General features: G+C 67.4%; 18 protein-coding genes. 12 read left to right on the top strand and 6 right to left on the bottom strand.

The window, feature by feature from the left end; translation table 11 throughout:
- Positions 1-58: 58 nt before the first annotated feature.
- Together rho and trxA are read right to left on the bottom strand one after the other, a co-directional pair.
- A complete protein-coding gene (gene rho, locus ACZK3W_RS20020) occupies positions 59-1,801 on the bottom strand; it encodes a transcription termination factor Rho (RefSeq protein WP_029379723.1) in 1,743 nt (580 codons plus the stop codon).
- 228 nt (positions 1,802-2,029) lie between these two features.
- A complete protein-coding gene (trxA, locus tag ACZK3W_RS20015; protein WP_005411275.1) occupies positions 2,030-2,359 on the bottom strand; it encodes a thioredoxin in 330 nt (109 codons plus the stop codon).
- Between the two features lie 510 nt (positions 2,360-2,869).
- Here trxA and rhlB point away from each other — a divergent pair.
- The 6 genes from rhlB to rpoH all read left to right on the top strand — a co-directional run bounded on the left by rhlB (position 2,870) and on the right by rpoH (position 9,137).
- Entirely contained in the window at positions 2,870-4,594 is a 1,725-nt protein-coding gene (gene rhlB, locus ACZK3W_RS20010) for an ATP-dependent RNA helicase RhlB (RefSeq protein ID WP_032129537.1), read from the top strand.
- Between the two features lie 178 nt (positions 4,595-4,772).
- Positions 4,773-5,459, top strand: coding sequence for a cell division ATP-binding protein FtsE (gene ftsE, locus ACZK3W_RS20005; protein WP_032129538.1), 687 nt, complete (start codon positions 4,773-4,775; stop codon positions 5,457-5,459).
- Positions 5,460-5,462: 3 nt separating this feature from the next.
- Positions 5,463-6,410 (top strand): permease-like cell division protein FtsX, encoded by a 948-nt coding sequence (ftsX, locus tag ACZK3W_RS20000; RefSeq protein ID WP_010481047.1) that lies wholly within the window; start codon positions 5,463-5,465, stop codon positions 6,408-6,410.
- A gap of 7 nt (positions 6,411-6,417) precedes the next feature.
- Entirely contained in the window at positions 6,418-7,260 is an 843-nt protein-coding gene (locus tag ACZK3W_RS19995) for a response regulator (protein ID WP_032129540.1), read from the top strand.
- A 9-nt stretch (positions 7,261-7,269) separates the two neighbouring features.
- Positions 7,270-7,983 (top strand): uracil-DNA glycosylase, encoded by a 714-nt coding sequence (gene ung, locus ACZK3W_RS19990; RefSeq protein WP_478450230.1) that lies wholly within the window; start codon positions 7,270-7,272, stop codon positions 7,981-7,983.
- A gap of 278 nt (positions 7,984-8,261) precedes the next feature.
- Positions 8,262-9,137, top strand: a complete 876-nt coding sequence (gene rpoH, locus ACZK3W_RS19985) for an RNA polymerase sigma factor RpoH (protein ID WP_006397457.1) — start codon at positions 8,262-8,264, stop codon at positions 9,135-9,137.
- Between the two features lie 139 nt (positions 9,138-9,276).
- Here the strand turns inward: rpoH and purD are convergent, their stop codons facing one another.
- The 3 genes from purD to purH are packed head-to-tail and all read right to left on the bottom strand — an operon-like array spanning position 9,277 to position 13,097.
- On the bottom strand, positions 9,277-10,560 hold the full coding sequence (gene purD, locus ACZK3W_RS19980) for a phosphoribosylamine--glycine ligase (protein ID WP_478450229.1): 1,284 nt from the start codon (positions 10,558-10,560) through the stop codon (positions 9,277-9,279).
- Between the two features lie 58 nt (positions 10,561-10,618).
- Positions 10,619-11,497 (bottom strand): hypothetical protein, encoded by an 879-nt coding sequence (locus ACZK3W_RS19975; protein ID WP_071229356.1) that lies wholly within the window; start codon positions 11,495-11,497, stop codon positions 10,619-10,621.
- Positions 11,498-11,513: 16 nt separating this feature from the next.
- On the bottom strand, positions 11,514-13,097 hold the full coding sequence (purH, locus tag ACZK3W_RS19970; RefSeq protein ID WP_478450228.1) for a bifunctional phosphoribosylaminoimidazolecarboxamide formyltransferase/IMP cyclohydrolase: 1,584 nt from the start codon (positions 13,095-13,097) through the stop codon (positions 11,514-11,516).
- Between the two features lie 223 nt (positions 13,098-13,320).
- On the opposite strand from purH, the gene ACZK3W_RS19965 reads away from it, so the two are divergent.
- From ACZK3W_RS19965 to ACZK3W_RS19940, 6 genes are read left to right on the top strand one after another with little or no spacing between them, the layout of a single operon-like run.
- A complete protein-coding gene (locus ACZK3W_RS19965; protein ID WP_478450227.1) occupies positions 13,321-13,938 on the top strand; it encodes a CDP-alcohol phosphatidyltransferase family protein in 618 nt (205 codons plus the stop codon).
- A 34-nt stretch (positions 13,939-13,972) separates the two neighbouring features.
- Entirely contained in the window at positions 13,973-15,724 is a 1,752-nt protein-coding gene (locus ACZK3W_RS19960) for a bifunctional alpha/beta hydrolase/class I SAM-dependent methyltransferase (protein WP_293799148.1), read from the top strand.
- A complete protein-coding gene (locus tag ACZK3W_RS19955; RefSeq protein ID WP_478450226.1) occupies positions 15,724-17,052 on the top strand; it encodes a phosphatase PAP2/dual specificity phosphatase family protein in 1,329 nt (442 codons plus the stop codon). Before ACZK3W_RS19960 ends, ACZK3W_RS19955 begins: the two co-directional genes overlap by 1 nt.
- A complete protein-coding gene (locus ACZK3W_RS19950) occupies positions 17,049-17,486 on the top strand; it encodes a hypothetical protein (RefSeq protein ID WP_293799146.1) in 438 nt (145 codons plus the stop codon). The genes ACZK3W_RS19955 and ACZK3W_RS19950 overlap by 4 nt, the downstream gene beginning before the upstream one ends.
- 13 nt (positions 17,487-17,499) lie before the next feature.
- Complete coding sequence (locus ACZK3W_RS19945; RefSeq protein ID WP_032129554.1) at positions 17,500-18,129, top strand: lysophospholipid acyltransferase family protein; 630 nt, start codon at positions 17,500-17,502, stop codon at positions 18,127-18,129.
- Positions 18,126-19,124 (top strand): phosphatidate cytidylyltransferase, encoded by a 999-nt coding sequence (locus tag ACZK3W_RS19940; RefSeq protein WP_293799144.1) that lies wholly within the window; start codon positions 18,126-18,128, stop codon positions 19,122-19,124. The genes ACZK3W_RS19945 and ACZK3W_RS19940 overlap by 4 nt, the downstream gene beginning before the upstream one ends.
- A 185-nt stretch (positions 19,125-19,309) precedes the next feature.
- Here ACZK3W_RS19940 and fis read toward each other — a convergent pair whose 3' ends face one another.
- On the bottom strand, positions 19,310-19,585 hold the full coding sequence (gene fis, locus ACZK3W_RS19935; RefSeq protein WP_006397198.1) for a DNA-binding transcriptional regulator Fis: 276 nt from the start codon (positions 19,583-19,585) through the stop codon (positions 19,310-19,312).
- Positions 19,586-19,616 lie beyond the last annotated feature (31 nt).

The raw sequence follows: 19,616 nt of genomic DNA, 5'->3' as shown, positions 1-19,616 counted from the left end.
AGGCAAAAAAAAACCTGCCGCAGCGAGCGGCAGGTTTCTTCTGATGCAGCGCCAGGGATCAGCGCTTCATCGAACCGAAGAACTCGTCGTTGGACTTGGTGTTCTTCATCTTGTCCAGCAGGAACTCCATCGCGGCCATTTCATCCATCGGATGCAGCAGCTTGCGCAGGATCCAGATCTTCTGCAGCAGCTCCGGTTCGATCAGCAGGTCTTCGCGGCGGGTGCCGGAACGGTTGATGTCGATGGCCGGGAACACGCGCTTTTCAGCGATACGGCGGCTCAGGTGCACTTCGCTGTTGCCGGTGCCCTTGAACTCTTCGTAGATCACCTCGTCCATCTTCGAGCCGGTGTCGACCAGCGCGGTGGCGATGATGGTCAGGCTGCCGCCTTCTTCCACGTTGCGCGCGGCACCGAAGAAGCGCTTCGGGCGGTGCAGGGCGTTGGCGTCCACACCACCGGTCAGCACCTTGCCCGAGCTCGGCACCACGTTGTTGTAGGCGCGGGCGAGGCGGGTGATCGAGTCGAGCAGGATCACCACGTCCTTCTTGTGCTCGACCAGGCGCTTGGCGCGCTCGATGACCATTTCGGCCACCTGCACGTGGCGCGCGGCCGGCTCGTCGAAGGTCGAGCTGATGACCTCGCCGCGCACGGTGCGCTGCATCTCGGTCACTTCTTCCGGGCGCTCGTCGATCAGCAGCACGATCAGGTGCACGTCCGGATGGTTGGTGGTGATGGCGGTGGCGACCTGCTGCATCATCATGGTCTTGCCGGCCTTCGGCTGCGACACGATGAGCGAGCGCTGGCCCTTGCCCTGCGGGGCCATCAGGTCGAGGATGCGGCCGGTGATGTCTTCCGACGAACCGTTGCCGCGCTCCAGGGTGAAGCGGCGGCGCGGGAACAGTGCGGTCAGGTTCTCGAACAGCACCTTGTTCTTCGACGCTTCGATCGGCTCGCCGTTGATGGTGTCGACGATGTTCAGCGCGAAGTAGCGCTCGCCGTCCTTCGGGAAGCGGATGCGGCCGGAGATGTGGTCGCCGGTGCGCAGGTTGAAGCGGCGGATCTGGCTGGGCGAGATGTAGGTGTCGTCCGGGCCGGCCAGGTAGCTGGCTTCAGCCGCCCGCAGGAAGCCGAAGCCGTCCGGCAGGATTTCCAGCACGCCATCGGCGGCAACGCCGTCACCGTGGCGGGTCAGCACCTTCAGCAGGGCGAAGATCACATCCTGCTTGCGGGCACGGGCCACGCCTTCGGAGATCTGCAGCTGCTCGGCGATTTCCAGCAGCTTCTGTGCCGGCATGCGCTTGAGGTCGCTCAGCGAGTAGACCGGGAAGCCCTCGGGTACGTTGGCGTGCGGGCGCGGCACGAACGGCTGCTGCTCGCCGCCGTCGTTGGGCAGGCCATCGTCGCGGAAGCGGTTGTTGCGGTCACGGTCGCGGCGGTTGCGGAAGCGGTCACGGCGGTTGCCCTGACCTTGCCCCTGGCCCTGCTGGCCGTTCTGGTTGTACGGGTTCTGGCCCTGGTTCTGGCCGCCCCCCTGGTGGTTCTGCTGGCGCGGCTGGCCGGATTCGCGACCCTCACCGCCTTCGCCACCGCCACTGCTGGCAGGGGCCTCGGCGGCGGGCGCGCTCGGTGCAGGGGCAGCAGCCGGTGCCTCGGGCGCGGCGGCCAGCGGCAGGGTCGGCTGCGCCGGCGCGGCGCTGGTTTCGGCGGCTGCCGGAGCGGCGGCCTTGCTCACGCGGGGCTTGCGCACGCGCTTTTCGGCGGGCGCATCGGCGCTGCCGGTTTCGGAAGTGTTATCGGACAAGAGCGTTATTCCTCGCTTGAAGGTGCGAGCGCCCGGCTGGGGCGGCGAACGTTGGGAATGGGTCTGGAAGAAACTGCGTCCAGAGGGTGCGGCACGCGAACGCGGCCGGATATGCCGACACTATCATCGGCCTGCGGCGCCACGCAAGGGTCGCCGGGAACAGCATTCATCATGGGCGCGGGGCGCCCGCCGGCAGCCGCGGTCGGCGGCTGCCGGAGAACAGCAGGATCAGGCCAGGGCCTTGTCCAGCAGGCCAGCCAGCTGGGCCTTGCCCACCGCACCGATCTGCTCGCCGACCTTCTCGCCGTCCTTGAACACGACCAGGTACGGAATCGAACGCACGTGGTACTTGGCGGCCAGCGCACGGTTGTGGTCGACGTTGACCTTGGCGATCTTGGCGCGGCCCTGGTAGGCATCGGCCAGTTCGTCCAGCGCCGGGGCGATCATCTTGCACGGGCCACACCACTCGGCCCAGAAATCGACCAGCACCGGTTCCTTGGAATTCAGCACTGCGCTATCAAAGTCGGCGTCGCCGACATGTACAACCTTGTCGCTCATCTTGGTTTCTCGTCTTGGATTGCACCCGGCCATGCCGGAGGTGGGTGAACTGGGCCATGCCCGGTGGCGCGACCCTCGTCGTTGCCTCGCGGCGCACTGCCGCGGTGCGTTCGGCGGGATGCCTGGACGCTCACGGCCGGCAGTGTACCCCTATCGCAGGGTGGGGACAGGCGCCGGCTGGAACCCAGCGTATCGTGATCGCTTCGATGCCTGGTATGTGTCGGATTTCACTGTCTTCCTGTACATGGGGCTGGCAGCGGGCGACACCAGCGGCCCTGGCAGGGCCGTTCAAGTCCGGTGTGGCTGGGTGAAGGGTGCCGTCTCTTGACTTTATGAGACAGCTCATTCCGGTTTGCCGGCCCGAGTGCGTTAAACTGGGGCATTGTGCGGCGCGCGGACCGGGTGGTCCCAGCCTGCCAACCCGCCGCAGGGGCCGCAGTTTGCGACGGTGCCCCTAGACGATGAAGTGCCAGCCGCCCCACGGGCCGGCGGCCATACCAAGACGGACTCATGAGCGACAAACCGCTGACCGATTTGACCTTCTCCTCCTTCGAGCTGCATCCGGCCCTGCAGGCCGGCCTTGAAGGAGCCGGATTCACCCGCTGCACCCCGATCCAGGCGCTGACCCTGCCGGTCGCGCTGCCCGGTGGTGATGTTGCCGGCCAGGCCCAGACCGGCACCGGCAAGACCCTGGCCTTCCTGGTCGCTGTCGTGAACCGCCTGCTGACGCGTCCGGCCCTGGCCGACCGCAAGCCGGAGGATCCGCGCGCGCTGATCCTCGCCCCGACCCGCGAACTGGCCATCCAGATCCACAAGGATGCAGTGAAGTTCGGTTCCGACCTGGGCCTGCGTTTCGCCCTGGTCTACGGCGGCGTGGATTACGACAAGCAGCGCGAACTGCTGCAGCAGGGCGTGGACGTGATCATCGCCACCCCGGGCCGCCTGATCGACTACGTGAAGCAGCACAAGGTGGTCTCGCTGCACGCCTGCGAGATCTGCGTGCTGGACGAAGCCGACCGCATGTTCGACCTGGGCTTCATCAAGGACATCCGCTTCCTGCTGCGCCGCATGCCCGAGCGCACCACCCGCCAGACCCTGCTGTTCAGTGCCACCCTCAGCCACCGCGTGCTGGAGCTGGCCTACGAGCACATGAACGAACCGCAGAAGCTGGTGGTTGAAGCTGAGACCATCACCGCCGCGCGCGTGCGCCAGCGCATCTACTTCCCGGCGGACGACGAGAAGATCCCGCTGCTGCTGGGCCTGCTGTCGCGCAGCGAAGGCGCGCGCACCATGGTCTTCGTCAACACCAAGGTGTTCGTCGAACGCGTCGCCCGTTCGCTGGAAAAGGCCGGCTACCGCGTCGGCGTGCTGTCCGGCGACGTGCCGCAGAAGAAGCGTGAGAGCCTGCTCAACCGCTTCCAGAAGGGCCAGCTGGAAATCCTGGTGGCCACCGACGTGGCCGCGCGTGGCCTGCACATCGATGGCATCAAGTACGTCTACAACTACGACCTGCCGTTCGACGCCGAAGACTACGTGCACCGCATCGGCCGTACCGCGCGCCTGGGCGAAGAGGGCGATGCGATCAGCTTCGCCTGCGAACGCTATGCGATGGGCCTGCCGGACATCGAGGCCTACATCGAGCAGAAGATTCCGTCCGAGCCGGTCACCAAGGAACTGCTGACCCCGCTGCCGCGCCCGGAACGCCCGGCCCCGGCTGCGGGCGAGGAAGGCGAGGACAACGAAAGCGTCGGCCAGATCTTCCGCGAAGCGCGCGAAGCCCGCGCTGCCGAGGAAGAGCGCCGTGGCGGTGGCCGCAGTGGCGGCCGTTCCGGCAGTGGTGGTGGCCGCGGTGGCCGCGACGGTGAGCGCAGCGGCGAGCGCCGTTCGCGTGGCCCGCGCAAGCCGCGCGTGGAAGGCGAGCAGGGCGCTGCCGCCCCGGCCGCCGGTGCCGAAGGCGCTGCCGCGCAGGCCCCGCGTCCGCCGCGCCCGCCGCGTGCTGAAGGCGCACCGGAAGGTGCGGTGGACGGTGAGCACAAGCCGCGCAAGCGCCGTCGTCGTCGCCACGGCCGTCCGGTCGAAGGTGCCGAGGGTGTGCAGAACGCCGCCGGCAATGGCGCCAGCCCGGTCACCCCGGTGCAGGTGGTGGCCAAGCCGGTGCGCACGGCTGCTGATACCGGCGATTCGTTCCTGACCCGCATCGGCCGCAAGATCCGCCGGATGCTGTCGGGCAGCTGATCGGCGCTGCCGATCAGCGGGTAGCACCCGACCGTTGGTCGGGTGACCTTGACCGGTGTGCCGACCAACGGTCGGCACCCACCCTGGCCGGCAACCCACACCGCTGCCGGCCAGCGGCCGGCACTACCGATCATATGACCGTCTCCACGACGTCGCGCCGGTCCTGCATAATCGGGGCATGAGTGTCCTGCGCTTCGACAATGTCAGCAAACAGTACGCCGGTGGCCACGAGGCGCTGACCGATGTCAGCTTCGAGGTCGCGCCGGGCGAGATGCTGTTCGTCACCGGCCATTCCGGTGCGGGCAAGAGCACCCTGCTCAAGTTGATCCACCTGGACGAGCGGCCCAGCCGCGGCGCGGTGGTGTTCGACGAGCGCAACCTGCTGAAGGTGCGCGGTGGCGACGTGCCCCGCCATCGACGCGCGGTCGGCGCGGTCTACCAGGACCACCGCCTGCTGATGGACCGCTCTATTGCCGAGAACGTGGCGCTGCCGCTGATCCTGCGCGGCACCCGCCGTAGCGACATCAACAAGCGCGTGCGCTCGGTGCTCGAGCGGATGGGCCTGGGCCATCGCGAGAAGGCGCTGCCCTCGCAGCTGTCGGCCGGTGAGCAGCAGCGCGTCGGCATCGCCCGCGCCATTGTCGGTGAGCCCAAGCTGCTGGTGGCCGATGAGCCGACCGGCAACCTCGACCCGACCCTGGCGGCGGAGATCATGGCCCTGTTCGCCGAGCTGCCCGCGCGCGGCACCAGCGTGCTGGTGGTCAGTCACGACCTGCCGCTGCTGCGCCGCATGCGCAAGCGCGTGCTGATCCTTGACCACGGCCGGCTGGTGGATGACATCTCGCCGCAGGACCTGGCGGAGTAATCGATGGCGAAGAACGAAAACAGCGAAGCCGCCGCCCCGTCGCGTGTGGGCGTCTGGTTCCAGCACCACGTGCACAGCGTGGTGTTCAGCCTCGGCCGCGCCTGCCGCAAGCCGTGGGCGACCCTGCTGACGGTGATGGTCATGGCGCTGGCGCTGGCCCTGCCGCTGGGCCTGTCGATCGCGCTGGACAACCTCAAGCAGTTCGCCGGCAGCGTGCAGCAGTCGCGCGACATCAACGTGTTCCTGAAGGGCAACGTCGATGGTCCCGGCGCGCTGCGCCTGGCCGGCCAGCTGCGCGATCGCGATGACGTGGCCGAAGTGAACGTGCGCACGCCCGAGCAGGGCCTGCAGGAACTGCGCGATGCCGGCCTCGGCGAGGCGATCGATGCACTCAATGACAACCCGCTGCCCTCGCTGCTGGTGATCACTCCGGGCCAGGGCAAGGACGACGCACGCCTGGCGCGCGCGCTGGAAAGCCTGCCCGAGGCCGACCTGGTGCAGCACGATGCGCTGTGGCGCCAGCGCCTGGATGCCTGGCTCGCGTTCGGTGCGCGGCTGGTGCAGGTGCTGTCGGTGCTGCTCGGCGTGGGCGCCGCGCTGGTGGTCGGCAACACCGTGCGCCTGGACATCCAGGCCCGCCGCGAAGAGATCGGCGTGCTGCAGCTGCTCGGCGCCAGCGATGGCTTCATCCGCCGCCCGTTCCTGTACCTGGGCGCGTGGTATGGCCTGGGTGCCGGCGCAGTGGCGCTGGCCCTGATTGCTGCGGCCGGCGCTGCCTTGCGCGTGCCGCTGGCCGAACTCTCGCGCAGCTACGGCAGCCCGTTCGTGCTGCACGGCCTGGACCTGCTGCATGGCAGCCTGGTCCTGCTCGGCACACTGCTGCTGGGCTGGCTGGGCGCGTGGCTGGTGACCGGCCATTTCCTTCGCCAGACCCGCCCGACCGATACCTGAGACCGGCATGCAACCGCAAGCGCTGAAGCACCTTGAAGGGCCCGCGACGCGGGTGATGGTGGTCGATGGGTCAAAGCTGGTCCGCAAACTGATCGCCGACGTCCTGCAGCGCGACCTGCCGGGCGTGGAAGTGATCGGCTGCGACAGCATCGAGGATGCGCAGCTGGCGCTGGCGCAGGGCCCGGTGGATCTGGTGACCACCTCGCTGACCCTGCGTGATGGCGACGGCCTGGCACTGGCGCGGATGGTCCGCGAAGCCGCAGGCCAGGCCTATGTGCCGGTGATCGTGGTCTCCGGCGATGCCCAGCAGCATCTGGAGCAGCGCCGCTTCACCGAGTACGTCACCGACTATTTCGACAAGGCGCTGGGCCACGAGGCACTGGCGACCTTCATCCGCGGCTACGTGCAGCCGCAGACCATTCCCGGCGCCACCATCCTCTACATCGAGGACAGCCGCGTGGTCGCCGAGGCTACCAAGCGCATGCTGGAACGCCAGCAGTTGAACGTGCTGCACGTGGTCAGCGCCGAAGAGGCGTTCACCCTGCTCACTGCCGAGTCGCTGGGCCGCAGTCGCCACCGCATCGACCTGGTGCTGACCGACGTCACCCTGAAGGGCGAACTGAGCGGTCGCGACGTGGTGCAGCGCGTGCGCGTGGACTTCGGCTACGGCAAGCGTCGCCTGCCGGTGCTGGTGATGACCGGCGATGGCAACCCGCACAACCAGACCGGGCTGCTGCAGTCCGGTGCCAACGACCTGGTGCTCAAGCCGATCGAAGAGCGCCTGCTGGTCACCAAGGTGCTGTTCCAGCTGCGCCTGGCCCGGTTGAACGATGGACCCCTGATTCGATGAAGTGGCGTGATGATTGATGAAGTAGCCGGCACCCCGACGATCCAGCTCGAGCCGAGCTGGAAGCAGCATGTCGGCGATTACCTGATGAAGCCGCAGATGCGCGAGCTGTCCAGCTTCCTGCGCCAGCGCAAGGCCAGCGGTGCGGCGGTGTTCCCGCCCGGCCCGCAGATCTTCGCTGCGTTCGATGCCACGCCGTTCGAGCAGGTGAAGGTGGTGATCCTCGGCCAGGACCCGTACCACGGCCGCGGTCAGGCGCATGGGCTGAGCTTCTCGGTGGCGCCCGGAGTGCCGGTGCCGCCGTCGCTGCTGAACATCTACAAGGAGATCGAGAGCGATCTCGGTATCCCGCGTCCGGACCATGGCTGCCTGATCCCGTGGGCGCAGCGCGGTGTGCTGCTGCTCAATGCCGTGCTGACGGTGGAAGAGGGCCAGGCCGGTGCCCACCAAGGGCGTGGCTGGGAAGGTTTCACCGACCACGTGGTGGATGTGCTCAACCGCGAACGCGACGGCCTGGTGTTCATGCTCTGGGGCGCGTACGCGCAGAAGAAGGGCAAGGTCATCGACACCCGCCGCCACCGTGTGCTGAAGTCGCCGCACCCGTCGCCGCTGTCGGCCCACCGCGGCTTCCTGGGCTGCCAGCATTTCTCGATGGCCAACGAGTACCTGCAGCGCCGCGGCCAGGCCCCGATCGACTGGTCGCTGCCGCCGCGTTCGGCGCTCTGACCGCCGGCGGGTGACCGGGGCTGAACGCCGGGCAACGTTTCCGGGCCTGAATGGGCTCTGCGGACGGCCCGTTCAGCTCCGCTTGACCGGAATCGGCCGGTTTCCAGCAGGTAATTGATTGAATTCCAAGGGATTGTGAATCCCGAAAAGCGTGCTCGCCACTGTCATCAAATCGCGCTACGGTAGGGCTCTGTTTGGGACCAGTGTTGCATCAATAGGATGCTGGAACTTTTTCCTCCTTTAGCAGTCCAAATCCCGGACTGCTAAGATGGGTGCCTATGAGCCAGAACACCTCTACTGCCCTTGTGGCAAACAATCTCCCGATTCCCAGTGCGCTCGGTTCGCTGGACGCCTACATCGGTGCCGTGCACCAGATCCCGGTGCTGTCGGTCGATGACGAACAGGACCTGGCCCGTCGCTTCCGCGACGGCAACGATCTGGACGCCGCCCGCGAGCTGGTGCATTCGCACCTGCGCTTCGTAGTGCACGTGGCCCGCGGTTACAACGGCTACGGCCTTGCGCTGGGCGACCTGATCCAGGAAGGCAACATCGGCCTGATGAAGGCGGTCAAGCGCTTCGACCCGGAGATGGGCGTGCGCCTGGTCTCCTTCGCGGTGCACTGGATCCGTGCCGAGATGCACGAGTTCATCCTGAAGAACTGGCGCATCGTCAAGGTCGCCACCACCAAGGCGCAGCGCAAGCTGTTCTTCAACCTGCGCAAGTCGAAGACGCGCCTGGGCTGGATGAACGCGGCTGAGGTCAGCGCGGTGGCGAAGGACCTGAACGTGTCCGAGCGCGAGGTCATGGAAATGGAGTCGCGCCTGTCCGGTCGCGATATCGGTTTCGATGCGCCGACCGACGAGGACAACGAACACGCGCCGCCGTCGCCGGCTGCGTACCTGGTTGCCAACGACGAAGACCCGTCGATGGCCTACGAACGTGCCGACAGCGAAGACAACCAGATGCAGCTGCTGCGCGAAGGCCTGGCCGAGCTGGATGCGCGCTCGCGCGACATCATCCGCCGCCGCTGGCTGGATGCGGACAGCAAGGTGACGCTGCAGGAACTGGCCGACGAGTACGGCGTGTCGGCCGAGCGTATCCGCCAGGTTGAAGCCAATGCGCTGAAGAAGATGAAGGCGCTGTTCACCGCGTAAGCGGGAGGGCGTTGGAACGAAGAAAGGCCCGGCATCGCCGGGCCTTTCTCGTTTGTGGGGCTCATCCACTCATGGCGTGGATCTACCCCGGCGGTGTGGCGCCCGTACGGCCACGCCATGCGTGGCAGCGGCGCCGGCCTCACCCCTCGCGTGCGATCGCGCGCCAGCCAATGTCGTTGCGGTGGAACTCGTTGGCCCACGTCACCTTGGCCACGCCCGCATAGGCGTTCGTCTGTGCATTGCGCACGCTGTCGCCCAGTGCGGCCACGCACAGCACGCGGCCACCCGCACTGACGACCTGGCCCTGTGCATCCAATGCGGTACCGGCATGGAACACCTTGGCACTGGCCGGCACTTCGTCCAGGCCGGAAATCACGTCACCGGTGATCGGTGCTTCCGGGTAGGGCTTCGCGGCCAGCACCACGCCCAGCGACGGGCGCGCATCCCAGTGTGCTTCCACCTGGTCCAGCCGGCCATCGATGGCGGCTTCCACCAGTTCCACCAGATCCGACTGCAGGCGCAGCATCACCGGCTGGGTTTCCGGGTCGCCGAAGCGCACGTTGAATTCGATCACCTTCGGCGCACCGCTGGCATCGATCATCAGGCCGGCGTAGAGGAAACCGGTGAACGGGATGCCGTCGGCAATCATGCCCTGCACGGTCGGGTTCACCACCTCGCGCATCACGCGGGCGTGCACCTCCGGCGTGACCACCGGAGCGGGCGAGTAAGCGCCCATGCCGCCGGTGTTGGGGCCGGTGTCGCCGTCGCCGACGCGCTTGTGGTCCTGCGAGGTGGCCATCGGCAGTGCATGCACGCCGTCCACCATCGAAATGAAGCTGGCTTCCTCGCCGTCGAGGAATTCCTCGATCACCACGCGGGCACCGGCATCGCCGAATGCGTTGCCCGAGAGCATGTCACGCACGGCGTCTTCGGCTTCGACCTGGGTCATCGCCACGATCACGCCCTTGCCAGCGGCCAGGCCATCGGCCTTGACCACGATCGGTGCGCCCTTCTCGCGGATGTAGGCCAGGGCGGCGTCCACGTCGGTGTGCACGGCGTAGAACGCGGTGGGGATGTCGTGGCGGGCCAGGAAGTCCTTGGCGTAGGCCTTGCTGCCTTCCAGCTGCGCGGCAGCGGCGGTCGGCCCGAAGATACGCAGGCCAGCAGCGCGGAAGCGGTCGACCACACCGGCCACCAGCGGTACTTCCGGGCCGACCACGGTCAGCGCCACGCCTTCGGCCTGTGCCAGCGCCAGCAGGCCGTCGATATCGGTGACCTTGACCGCCACGTTGCGGCACTTGTCTTCGCTGGCAGTGCCGGCGTTGCCGGGCGCCACGATCACTTCGGTGACACGGGAGGACTGGGCCAGCTTCCATGCCAGGGCGTGTTCGCGGCCGCCAGAGCCGATGACAAGTACGTTCATCACGAGATTCCAGATTGCGTGGGAAGGGAAGATCGATATCCCCGGCGGCGCGCGTGGTTCACTCGCAGCCTTCGCGTCGCAGCGATTCGGGGAAGGAATAGGCCCAGGTCTTCGGGTCCAGGGTGAAGCGGTGTTGCTGCCGGACCTGCTTGCCACCGCAGGTGGTGCCGGTTTCGTCGATCAGCAGCGGCCAGACCCGCGCGCTCCGGTCGCTGTCGTCGAAACGCAGGGCGAAATCGATGCTGAAGCGGCGGGTGCGGCAGTCATTGGCGGTGTCCGGGTCGGTACTGGCGTCGACCGTGTCGCACTCGTACTGGGCGTCATTGTCGATATGGCTGCGCACGCTGCCACTGGCCACCAGGCCGTTCGGGCCCGGCAGGATCAGCGACTGCGAGAGCAGCGAGAAGCCCTGCCCGAACCAGCCGTCCTCGACGCGGAAACCATAGAAGTCACTGCCGGCGCGGATGATGCTGGCGGTGCCGGGCTGGCCGCCGCTACCGAAGCGCTCGCCGGTCAGTTCGCTGGTCACCTCGAAGCCATCGCCCTTGGGGCGCAGCACAAAGAACTCGATGGTTCCCGGGTCGATGTGCGCGCCATCGACCAGCGCACCGCACACGGCCAACAACTGCTGCCAGCTGTCCCCGCTCACCACCGGTTGTTCCGCGCAGACCTGCCAGTCCACCGCATGGGTATCGCCATCGTCGGTCCAGCTGCCGCGCCATTCAGCGGAGAGCGTGGCGTTGCTGCCGTAGCGCTGGACCAGGAAAGCCTGCAGTCGTGCGGTGCGGCTGACATGCTGCGCCGGTGAGGCGGGGGCCATCGCAGGCGCATCTGCCTTCGGGCTCGCGCTGGGCTCGACAGCAGGCTTGCAGCCGGCCAGCATGGCCGCGCCCGCGAGGGCGAGGGCGGCCAGCGATTTCATTGAAACTGTGGACATCCGTGTCGCTCCAGGATCAGTGGCGGAAGTGGCGCACGCCGGTGAACACCATGGCCAGGCCATGTTCATCGGCGGCGGCGATCACTTCGGCATCGCGCATCGAACCGCCCGGCTGGATGACTGCCTTGATGCCGGCGGCGGCAGCGGCATCGATGCCGTCGCGGAACGGGAAGAACGCATCGGAGGCCATCACCGAGCCCTCGACCACCAGGTTCGCATCGGCGGCCTTGATGCCGGCGATGCGGGCCGAGTACACGCGGCTCATCTGGCCGGCACCGACACCAATGGTGCGGTTGTCCTTGGCATAGACGATCGCGTTGGATTTCACGAACTTGGCCACCTTCCAGGCGAACAGCAGGTCGGTGAACTGCTTCTCGGTCGGCGCCAGCTTGCTGACCACCTTCAGTTCGTCGCGGGTCATGCCGCGGTTGTCCGAGGACTGCAGCAGCAGGCCCGAGCCGACGCGCTTGTTGTCGAAGTTGTTCAGGCCGTCGCCGTGCGGGATGCGCAGCACGCGCACGTTGGCCTTCTTCTGTGCGTATTCCAGCGCGGCCGGCTCGTAGTCCGGGGCAATCAGCACTTCCACGAACTGGCGATCCAGGATCACCTTGGCAGTGGCGGCGTCCAGCGGCTTGTTGAAGGCGATGATGCCGCCGAAGGCGCTGGTCGGGTCGGTGGCGTAGGCCAGCTCGTAGGCATCGCCATTGCCGGCACCGACCGCCGCGCCGCACGGGTTGGCGTGCTTGACGATGACGCAGGCCGGCGCATCGAACTGGCGCACGCATTCCCACGCCGCGTCGGCATCGGCCAGGTTGTTGTAGCTCAGTTCCTTGCCCTGCAGCTGCTGGAAGGTCGCCAGCGTGCCCGGCACCGGGTACAGGTCGCGGTAGAACGCGCCGCTCTGGTGCGGGTTCTCGCCGTAGCGCAGGTCCATCACCTTCACGAAGGTGGAGTTCATCTGTGCCGGGTACTCGGTACGCGCCGGCACCGCAGCGTCGGTGGCGGTGACCGCCGACAGGTAGTTGCTGATCGCGGCGTCGTACTGGGCGACGCGGTTGAACGCGGCCACCGAGAACGCGAAGCGGGTGGCAGCCGACAGCTGGCCGTTGTTGGCCTCCAGCGAAGCCAGCAGCTCGGCGTACTGCGACGGATCGGTAGCCACCGCCACGCGGGCGAAGTTCTTGGCCGCCGAGCGCAGCATGGCCGGGCCGCCGATGTCGATGTTCTCGACCGCGTCGGCCAGGGTGCAATCGGCCTTGGCGGTGACCGACTCGAACGGGTACAGGTTCAGCACCAGCAGGTCGATGGCACCGATGCCGTGCTCGGCCATCACCGCATCATCCAGGCCCGAACGGCCCAGCAGGCCGCCATGCACCATCGGGTGCAGGGTCTTGACCCGGCCGTCCATCATTTCCGGGAAGCCGGTGACGTCGGCCACGTCCTTCACGGCCAGGCCGGCATCGCGGATCGCCTTGGCGGTGCCGCCGGTGGACAGCAGCTCCACGCCGCGTGCCGCCAGCGCAGTGGCCAGCTCGACCAGACCGGTCTTGTCGGAAACGGAGAGGAGGGCCCGGCGGACGGGCAACAGATCAGCAGTCATGGGACAGAATCGGCAGCGGAGCGGGGCCGATATTGTAGGCGGTGGGGGCCGGTGGCGGGCGCTGGAAGGGGCAATTTGCCATGGCAATCGACGTAAGGCCGGGTCGGGCACATCGATCCGGACCGGTCCGGGGGCTGGGCTGTGGACCGGAGCCGGGTTGTCGGAATCTGCCGACGATGGGGTAGGCTGTGCCCGCACTGCCAAGGATCAGCGGGTACGGATCATGTCGATCTATGCATTGAAAGGACGTTTCCAGGACCTGTTGCGTCCAGCCGTACGCGGTCTGTACCGCATGGGGATCACCGCCAATACGGTGACCGTGGCCGCCGCCGTGGTCTCGCTGCTGGTGGCTGCCGTCGTTTGGTGCTGCGCGCCGGCCCAGCCCCTGCTGTACCTGCTGCTGCCGCTGTGGATGCTGCTGCGTATGGCACTCAACGCGGTGGACGGCATGCTGGCCCGCGAGTTCGGCCAGCAGTCGAGGCTGGGCGCCTATCTGAACGAGCTGTGCGATGTGATCGCCGACGCGGCGCTGTACCTGAGCCTGCTCAGCGTGCCGGGCGTGCGCCCGGACGCGCTGTGGCTGCTGGCCTGGACGGCGGCCCTGAGCGAGTACACCGGGGTGCTGGGGCTGATGGTCGGTGCCAGCCGCCGCTATGACGGCCCGATGGGCAAGAGCGACCGCGCGTTCGTCATCGGCGTGCTGGGCCTGCTGCTGGCGTTCGGCTGGGGGGCTGCGATGACTGTCACTGGCGTGGCCGCGGCCATGGCGGTGCTGTGCGTGCTGACGATGATCAATCGCGTCCGTCGCGGACTGCGGGAAGCGGCGGTTTCGCCGAATTAATCAAGCAGATATAAAAAGACAATCAGGAGATTGCATGCGTCAGGCGCAGGAACGGGAATTCCACAGCTTCGACCAGGTGCCGCTGTTCTACCGGTACTGGGCGAGCACCACCGCGACCCCAGCCACCAAGGCTGTCGTGCTGCTGCATCGCGGCCATGAACATTCTGGCCGGGTCACCCACCTGGTCGATGAGCTGGACCTGCCCGACACCGCCTTCTTCGCCTGGGATGCACGCGGTAATGGGCGTTCGCCCGGCGCACGAGGCGATGCCCCGGGCTTCCCGGCGCTGGTGCGCGATCTGGACAGCTTCATCGCCCACATCGGTGCCGAGCACGGCATCGCGGTGCAGGACATCGTGGTGATCGCGCAGAGCGTGGGGGCGGTGGTCGCCGCCACCTGGGTGCACGACTACGCGCCGCGCCTGCGCGCGCTGGTGATGGCTTCGCCGGCGTTCAAGGTGAAGCTGTACGTGCCGTTCGCACGCCCGGGCCTGGCCTTGATGCAGAAGCTGCGCGGCAATTTCTTCGTCAACAGCTACGTCAAGCCGCAGTGGCTGACCCACGATCCGGCGCGGGTGGAAAGCTACCGCACCGATCCGCTGATCACCCGACCGATCTCGGTGCGCGTGTTGCTGGGCCTGTACGAAGCGGCCGACCGCATCGTCGCCGATGCGCAGGCGATCAGCGTGCCGGTGCAGTTGCTGGTGTCCGGCTCGGATTTCGTGGTGCACCGTGGCCCGCAGGACCGCTTCTACGAGCGCCTGTCCAGCCCGATCAAGGAGCGCGTGCATCTGCCGGGCTTCTTCCACGACACGCTGGGCGAGCGCGATCGGGCGCCGGCGCTGGCGCGTATCCGCAGTTTCATCCAGGCACGTTTCGCCGAGCCGCTGCGCGAACTGTCGCGGCGCGATGCGCACCGCCATGGGCCGACTTTCGAAGAATCGGAGATCCTGGCCTGGCCGCCAGAGCGCAACAGCCTGCCCGACCTGCGCTGGCGCGTGGTGCGCGGTGGACTGCGCTTCGGTGGCACGCTGTCTGAAGGCATCGCGCTGGGCCTGCAGACCGGTTTCGATTCGGGCAGCACGCTCGACTACATCTATCGCGATGAGGCGCGCGGCAAGGGCCCGTTGGGGCGCATGGTCGATCGCAACTATCTGGATGCGATCGGCTGGCGCGGCATCCGCATTCGCGGCCAGCACCTGCAGGAACTGCTGCGCGACGCTGCCCAGCGCCTGCGCGGGCAGAGCACGCCGGTGCGCGTGCTGGACGTGGCTGCCGGCCATGGCCGCTACGTGCTGGAAGCGCTGGGCCAGGGTGAACAGCGCGCCGAGCGCATCGTGCTGCGCGACTTCAGTGATCTGAACGTCACCCAGGGTCAGGCCTTGATCGAGCGCCTGGGGGCGGCCGACATCGCGCGCTTCGAGCAGGGTGATGCGTTCGACCCGGCACAGCTGGCCAAGGTCGATCCAGCACCGACGCTGGCCGTGGTATCGGGCCTGTACGAACTGTTCCCCGACAACGATGCGGTGCTGCGCTCGCTGCAGGGCATTGCTGCGACGGTGCCGGCGGGCGGCTACCTGGCCTATACCGGCCAGCCGTGGCACCCGCAGCTGGAGTTCATCGCACGCGCACTGACCAGCCACCGTGGCGGCGCCGCGTGGGTGATGCGCCGCCGTACCCAGCAGGAAATGGACGAGCTGGTGCGCCTGGCCGGGTTCGAGAAGGTGGCGCAGCGTATCGACGAATTCGGCATCTTCACGGTGTCGCTGGCGCGCCGGACCGCGTGATGGCGACGCTCGCCGCATCCCCGCTGGCCGCAGAGGGGCGCCCCTGGCGGCGCGCCCTGTTGTGGCTGGCCCTGCTGGGCCCATTCTTCTTCGCCAGCTATGGCTTCGCCAACTGGATGGCCGGCCGCCATGCCGAACTGCCGGTGATGGCGTTCGGATGGGAAACGCAGATTCCGTTCGTACCGTGGACGATCGTGCCGTACTGGTCGATCGATCTGTTCTATGCGGTTTCCTTCTTCCTGTGCCGGCAACGGTTGGAGCTGGACCGGCATGCGTTGCGGTTGTTCAGTGCACAGCTGATCGCCGTGAGCTGCTTCCTGCTGTGGCCACTGCGCTTCAGCTTCGAGCGGCCGGAGATCGGCGGCGTGTTCGGCTGGCTGTTCGACGTGCTGCTGGGCTTCGACAAGCCGTTCAACCAGGCGCCGTCTCTGCACATCGTGCTGCTGATCGTGCTGTGGGTGAAGTTTGCACAGTATCTGCACGGTGCCTGGCGCTGGGTGCTGCACGTGTGGGCGCTGTTGATCGGCGTTTCGGTGCTGACCACGTTCCAGCACCATTTCATTGATATCCCGACCGGCCTGCTGGCCGGCTGGCTGTGCGTCTGGCTGTGGCCCGAGCAGGGCACACCACCGTTGCGTGCGTGGCGCACGGCACGTGATGCCAGGCGCTGGCGCCTGGCGGGGTTGTACCTGCTGGGGGCCGTTGTGCTGCTGGTGCCGGTGATCCTGCTGCGGGGGGCGGCGTTGTGGCTGCTGTGGCCGGTGGTGTCGCTGCTGCTGGTGGCGCTGGCCTATGCCGGGCTGGGTACGGCGGTGTTCCAGAAGCGCGCCGATGGACGTCTGGCAATGGCGGCACGCTGGCTGCTGGCGCCGTACCTGGGCGCAGCCTGGATCAATTCGCGGCTGTGGACGCGGCGTGCGCCGCAGCCGGTGCCGGTGATGGACGGTGTATGGCTGGGGCGTGTTCCCTGCGCTGCATTGCCGGCACCCTTGGTCGGCGTGGTCGATGCCTGTGCCGAACTGTCCTGCCGCGCGCCGGGCGCCGGGTATGCCAGCGTGCCGATGCTGGACCTGGTGGTGCCCACGCCAGAACAGCTGCGCGATGCGGCCGAGGCGATCGAGCGGCTGCGCGCGCACGGACCGCTGCTGGTGTGTTGCGCGCTGGGCTATTCGCGCAGTGCTGCCAGTGTGGCGGCCTGGCTGCTGCGCAGTGGTCGTGCGGCCGATGCGGACGCGGCGGTGGCGATCGTGCGTGCTGCGCGCCCTGGCATCGTGCTGGGTACGGCCCATCTGCGTGCCATCACCGACGCGGCAGGAGTGCGCGCATGAGCACGGTTCCCGATCTGGCGACCATGCAGCTGCTGCTGCGGCAGGGGCGTTGGCCGGCATGCCTGTCGCTGGGGCTGCTGCTGGTGGCATTGCTGCTGCTCGGCACCGAGCCGGGCCTGGCGATGATCGCTGCAGGGTTGCTGCTGGCCAGCATGTCTGCAGGGGTGGCCCAGACGTACCACGCGTGGCGGGTTGCGCTGGACGCCAGCCTGCTGCAGCTGCTGCGCGATGAGCGTCTGGACGGCGATGCCGCCGCGCGCCGCACTGATCAGCTGCTGCAGGACAGCGGCCTGCGCCGCGCGTCGCCCGAGGCGCCCCTGCGGGGCTGGGACGCGCGCTGGGCCGGCATGCGCCGCCTGCTGCTGCGCCAGTACCTGCTGACAGCGGTGCAGTTCGCACTGCTGGTGCTGGCCGTGTTGTGGCCGCAGACGTGAACGGGAGGGACCGATGTTCGCTGAATTGATTGCGCGCGCCTGCAGTGGCGCGATCCATGTAGTGACCGGCGCCCGCGCGCTGTGGATCGGCTGTGCGCCGTCCAGCGAACGGCGCGTGTATTACGGCAACCACGCCAGCCATGGTGACTTCGTGCTGATCTGGTCGTCGATGCCACCGGCACTGCGGCGCCAGGTGCGCCCGGTGGCCGCGGCCGAATACTGGCAGCGCGATGGCCTGCGTCGCTACCTGATCGATGCGGTGTTCAACGGCGTGCTGGTCGAGCGCGAGGCCGGCCATCGCCAGCAGGATCCACTGCAGGCCCTGCGTGACGCGGTGGACGAAGACTGCTCGCTGATTCTGTTTCCGGAAGGTACCCGCAACGTGGGCGAAGAGCCGCTGCTGCCGTTCAAGAGCGGCATCTATCACCTGGCACGGCAACGCCCGGAGCTGGAATTCGTACCGGTGTGGATCGACAACCTGAAGCGGGTGATGCCCAAGGGCCGGTTCCTGCCGCTGCCGCTGCTGTGCACGGCCACCTTCGGTACGCCGCTGCGGCTGCAGGCCGACGAGGACAAGGCCGCCTTCCTGGCCCGCAGCCGGCAGGCGCTGCTGGACCTGGCGCCGAACGGGGGCAGGGCATGAGCTTCCTGATCGATGTGTCCGGCGACCTGGCCACGCAGAGTGTCGGCCAGCAGACCGGCCTGCTGTTTGCTGGCGTGGGTGCGGTGCTGGTGCTGGCCACGCTGGTGGCCGAGACATTGCGCTGGCGCCAGCGTGGGCAGCCCAGCGCGGTGATCGCCAACCTGGTCTCGCGCATCCGCGCGTGGTGGGTGATGGCGATCGTGGTCGGGCTGGCGCTGTTCTTCGGTCGTGCCGGGGTGATCGTGCTGTTCGCGATCATCTCGCTGTTCGCACTGCGCGAGTTCATCACCCTGGCGCCGACCCGCTCGGGCGACTACTACGCGCTGCTGGCCGCGTTCTACATCGTGCTGCCGTGGCAGTACTACCTGGTCTGGATCGACTGGTACGGCATGTACACGCTGTTGATTCCGGTCTATGCGTTCCTGTTCCTGCCGATCCTGTCGACCATTGGCGGTGATACCACGCACTACCTGGAGCGGACCGCGAAGGTGCAGTGGGGGTTGATGATCTGCGTGTTCTGCATCTCGCATGTGCCGCTGCTGCTGAACCTGCACGTGCCCGGCCATGACCCGTCGCGCAACGTGCTGCTGTTCGCCTTCCTGGTGATCGTGGTGCAGTCTTCGGACGTGCTGCAGTACATATGGGGCAAGCTGCTGGGCAGGCATCTGATTGCGCCGAAGCTGTCGCCGTCGAAGACGGTGGAGGGCTTCGTGGGCGGTGTGCTGAGTGCCAGTGCGCTGGGTGCGGCGCTGTGGTGGATCACCCCGTTCACGCCGCTGCAGGCGTTCGGCCTGTCGCTGCTGATCAACCTGATGGGGTTCTGGGGCGGCCTGGTGATGTCGGCGATCAAGCGCGATCGTGGCATCAAGGACTGGGGCCACATGATCGAGGGCCATGGCGGCATGCTCGACCGACTGGATTCGGTGTGCTTCGCCGCGCCGGTGTTCTTCCATGTGGTGCGGTACTACTGGAAGGCGGGCGGCGGCGGCGGTTGATTCTGCCGGCTTCCATCCACGCATGGCGTGGATCTACTGGCGGGCGGGGGCGGTTTACTCTGCCGGGCTTTCATCCACGCATGGCGTGGATCTACCGGTAGTGCCGGCCGCTGGTCGGGAACTGCAACATCCTGCCGTCGTTCATGGGGTTGCCGGCCAGCGGCCGGCACTACCCTCGTGCGCGTTTACGCGCTGATGCCGTATTCCTTCAGCTTCTTGCGCAGGGTGGCACGGTGGATGCCCAGCATCGCGGCGGCGCGGCTCTGGTTGCCTTCGCAGTGGTTGAGCACTTCCACGAACAGCGGAATCTCCATCTCGCGCAGCACGATCTCGTAGACATCGTCCGCATCGCAGCCATCAAGGTCACGCAGGTAGCGGCGCACGGACTGGGCGACGTGTTCACGCAGCGGTGGCCGGGCAGCGCCACGACTGTTGTCAGGACGAGAAAGGACAGCGTTCAAGGGGGTTCCCGATTCGGTTGGCCCGTGCGCG

This window comes from Stenotrophomonas sp. 80084_Sma (genome assembly GCF_056481995.1).
Note: the sequence above shows the minus strand (reverse complement) of the source record. Positions and strands in the feature narration are given on the sequence as shown.

Coding starts and splice junctions, on each gene's coding strand:
- ung (WP_478450230.1), top strand. CDS start 7,270: ATGATTGATGAAGTAGCCGGCACCCCGACGATCCAGCTCGAGCCGAGC.
- purH (WP_478450228.1), bottom strand. CDS start 13,097: ATGACTGCTGATCTGTTGCCCGTCCGCCGGGCCCTCCTCTCCGTTTCC.
- rpoH (WP_006397457.1), top strand. CDS start 8,262: ATGAGCCAGAACACCTCTACTGCCCTTGTGGCAAACAATCTCCCGATT.
- ACZK3W_RS19945 (WP_032129554.1), top strand. CDS start 17,500: ATGTTCGCTGAATTGATTGCGCGCGCCTGCAGTGGCGCGATCCATGTA.
- rhlB (WP_032129537.1), top strand. CDS start 2,870: ATGAGCGACAAACCGCTGACCGATTTGACCTTCTCCTCCTTCGAGCTG.
- ACZK3W_RS19940 (WP_293799144.1), top strand. CDS start 18,126: ATGAGCTTCCTGATCGATGTGTCCGGCGACCTGGCCACGCAGAGTGTC.
- ACZK3W_RS19950 (WP_293799146.1), top strand. CDS start 17,049: ATGAGCACGGTTCCCGATCTGGCGACCATGCAGCTGCTGCTGCGGCAG.
- ACZK3W_RS19965 (WP_478450227.1), top strand. CDS start 13,321: ATGTCGATCTATGCATTGAAAGGACGTTTCCAGGACCTGTTGCGTCCA.
- ftsX (WP_010481047.1), top strand. CDS start 5,463: ATGGCGAAGAACGAAAACAGCGAAGCCGCCGCCCCGTCGCGTGTGGGC.
- purD (WP_478450229.1), bottom strand. CDS start 10,560: ATGAACGTACTTGTCATCGGCTCTGGCGGCCGCGAACACGCCCTGGCA.
- ACZK3W_RS19960 (WP_293799148.1), top strand. CDS start 13,973: ATGCGTCAGGCGCAGGAACGGGAATTCCACAGCTTCGACCAGGTGCCG.
- ACZK3W_RS19975 (WP_071229356.1), bottom strand. CDS start 11,497: ATGTCCACAGTTTCAATGAAATCGCTGGCCGCCCTCGCCCTCGCGGGC.
- ftsE (WP_032129538.1), top strand. CDS start 4,773: ATGAGTGTCCTGCGCTTCGACAATGTCAGCAAACAGTACGCCGGTGGC.
- ACZK3W_RS19955 (WP_478450226.1), top strand. CDS start 15,724: ATGGCGACGCTCGCCGCATCCCCGCTGGCCGCAGAGGGGCGCCCCTGG.
- trxA (WP_005411275.1), bottom strand. CDS start 2,359: ATGAGCGACAAGGTTGTACATGTCGGCGACGCCGACTTTGATAGCGCA.
- ACZK3W_RS19995 (WP_032129540.1), top strand. CDS start 6,418: ATGCAACCGCAAGCGCTGAAGCACCTTGAAGGGCCCGCGACGCGGGTG.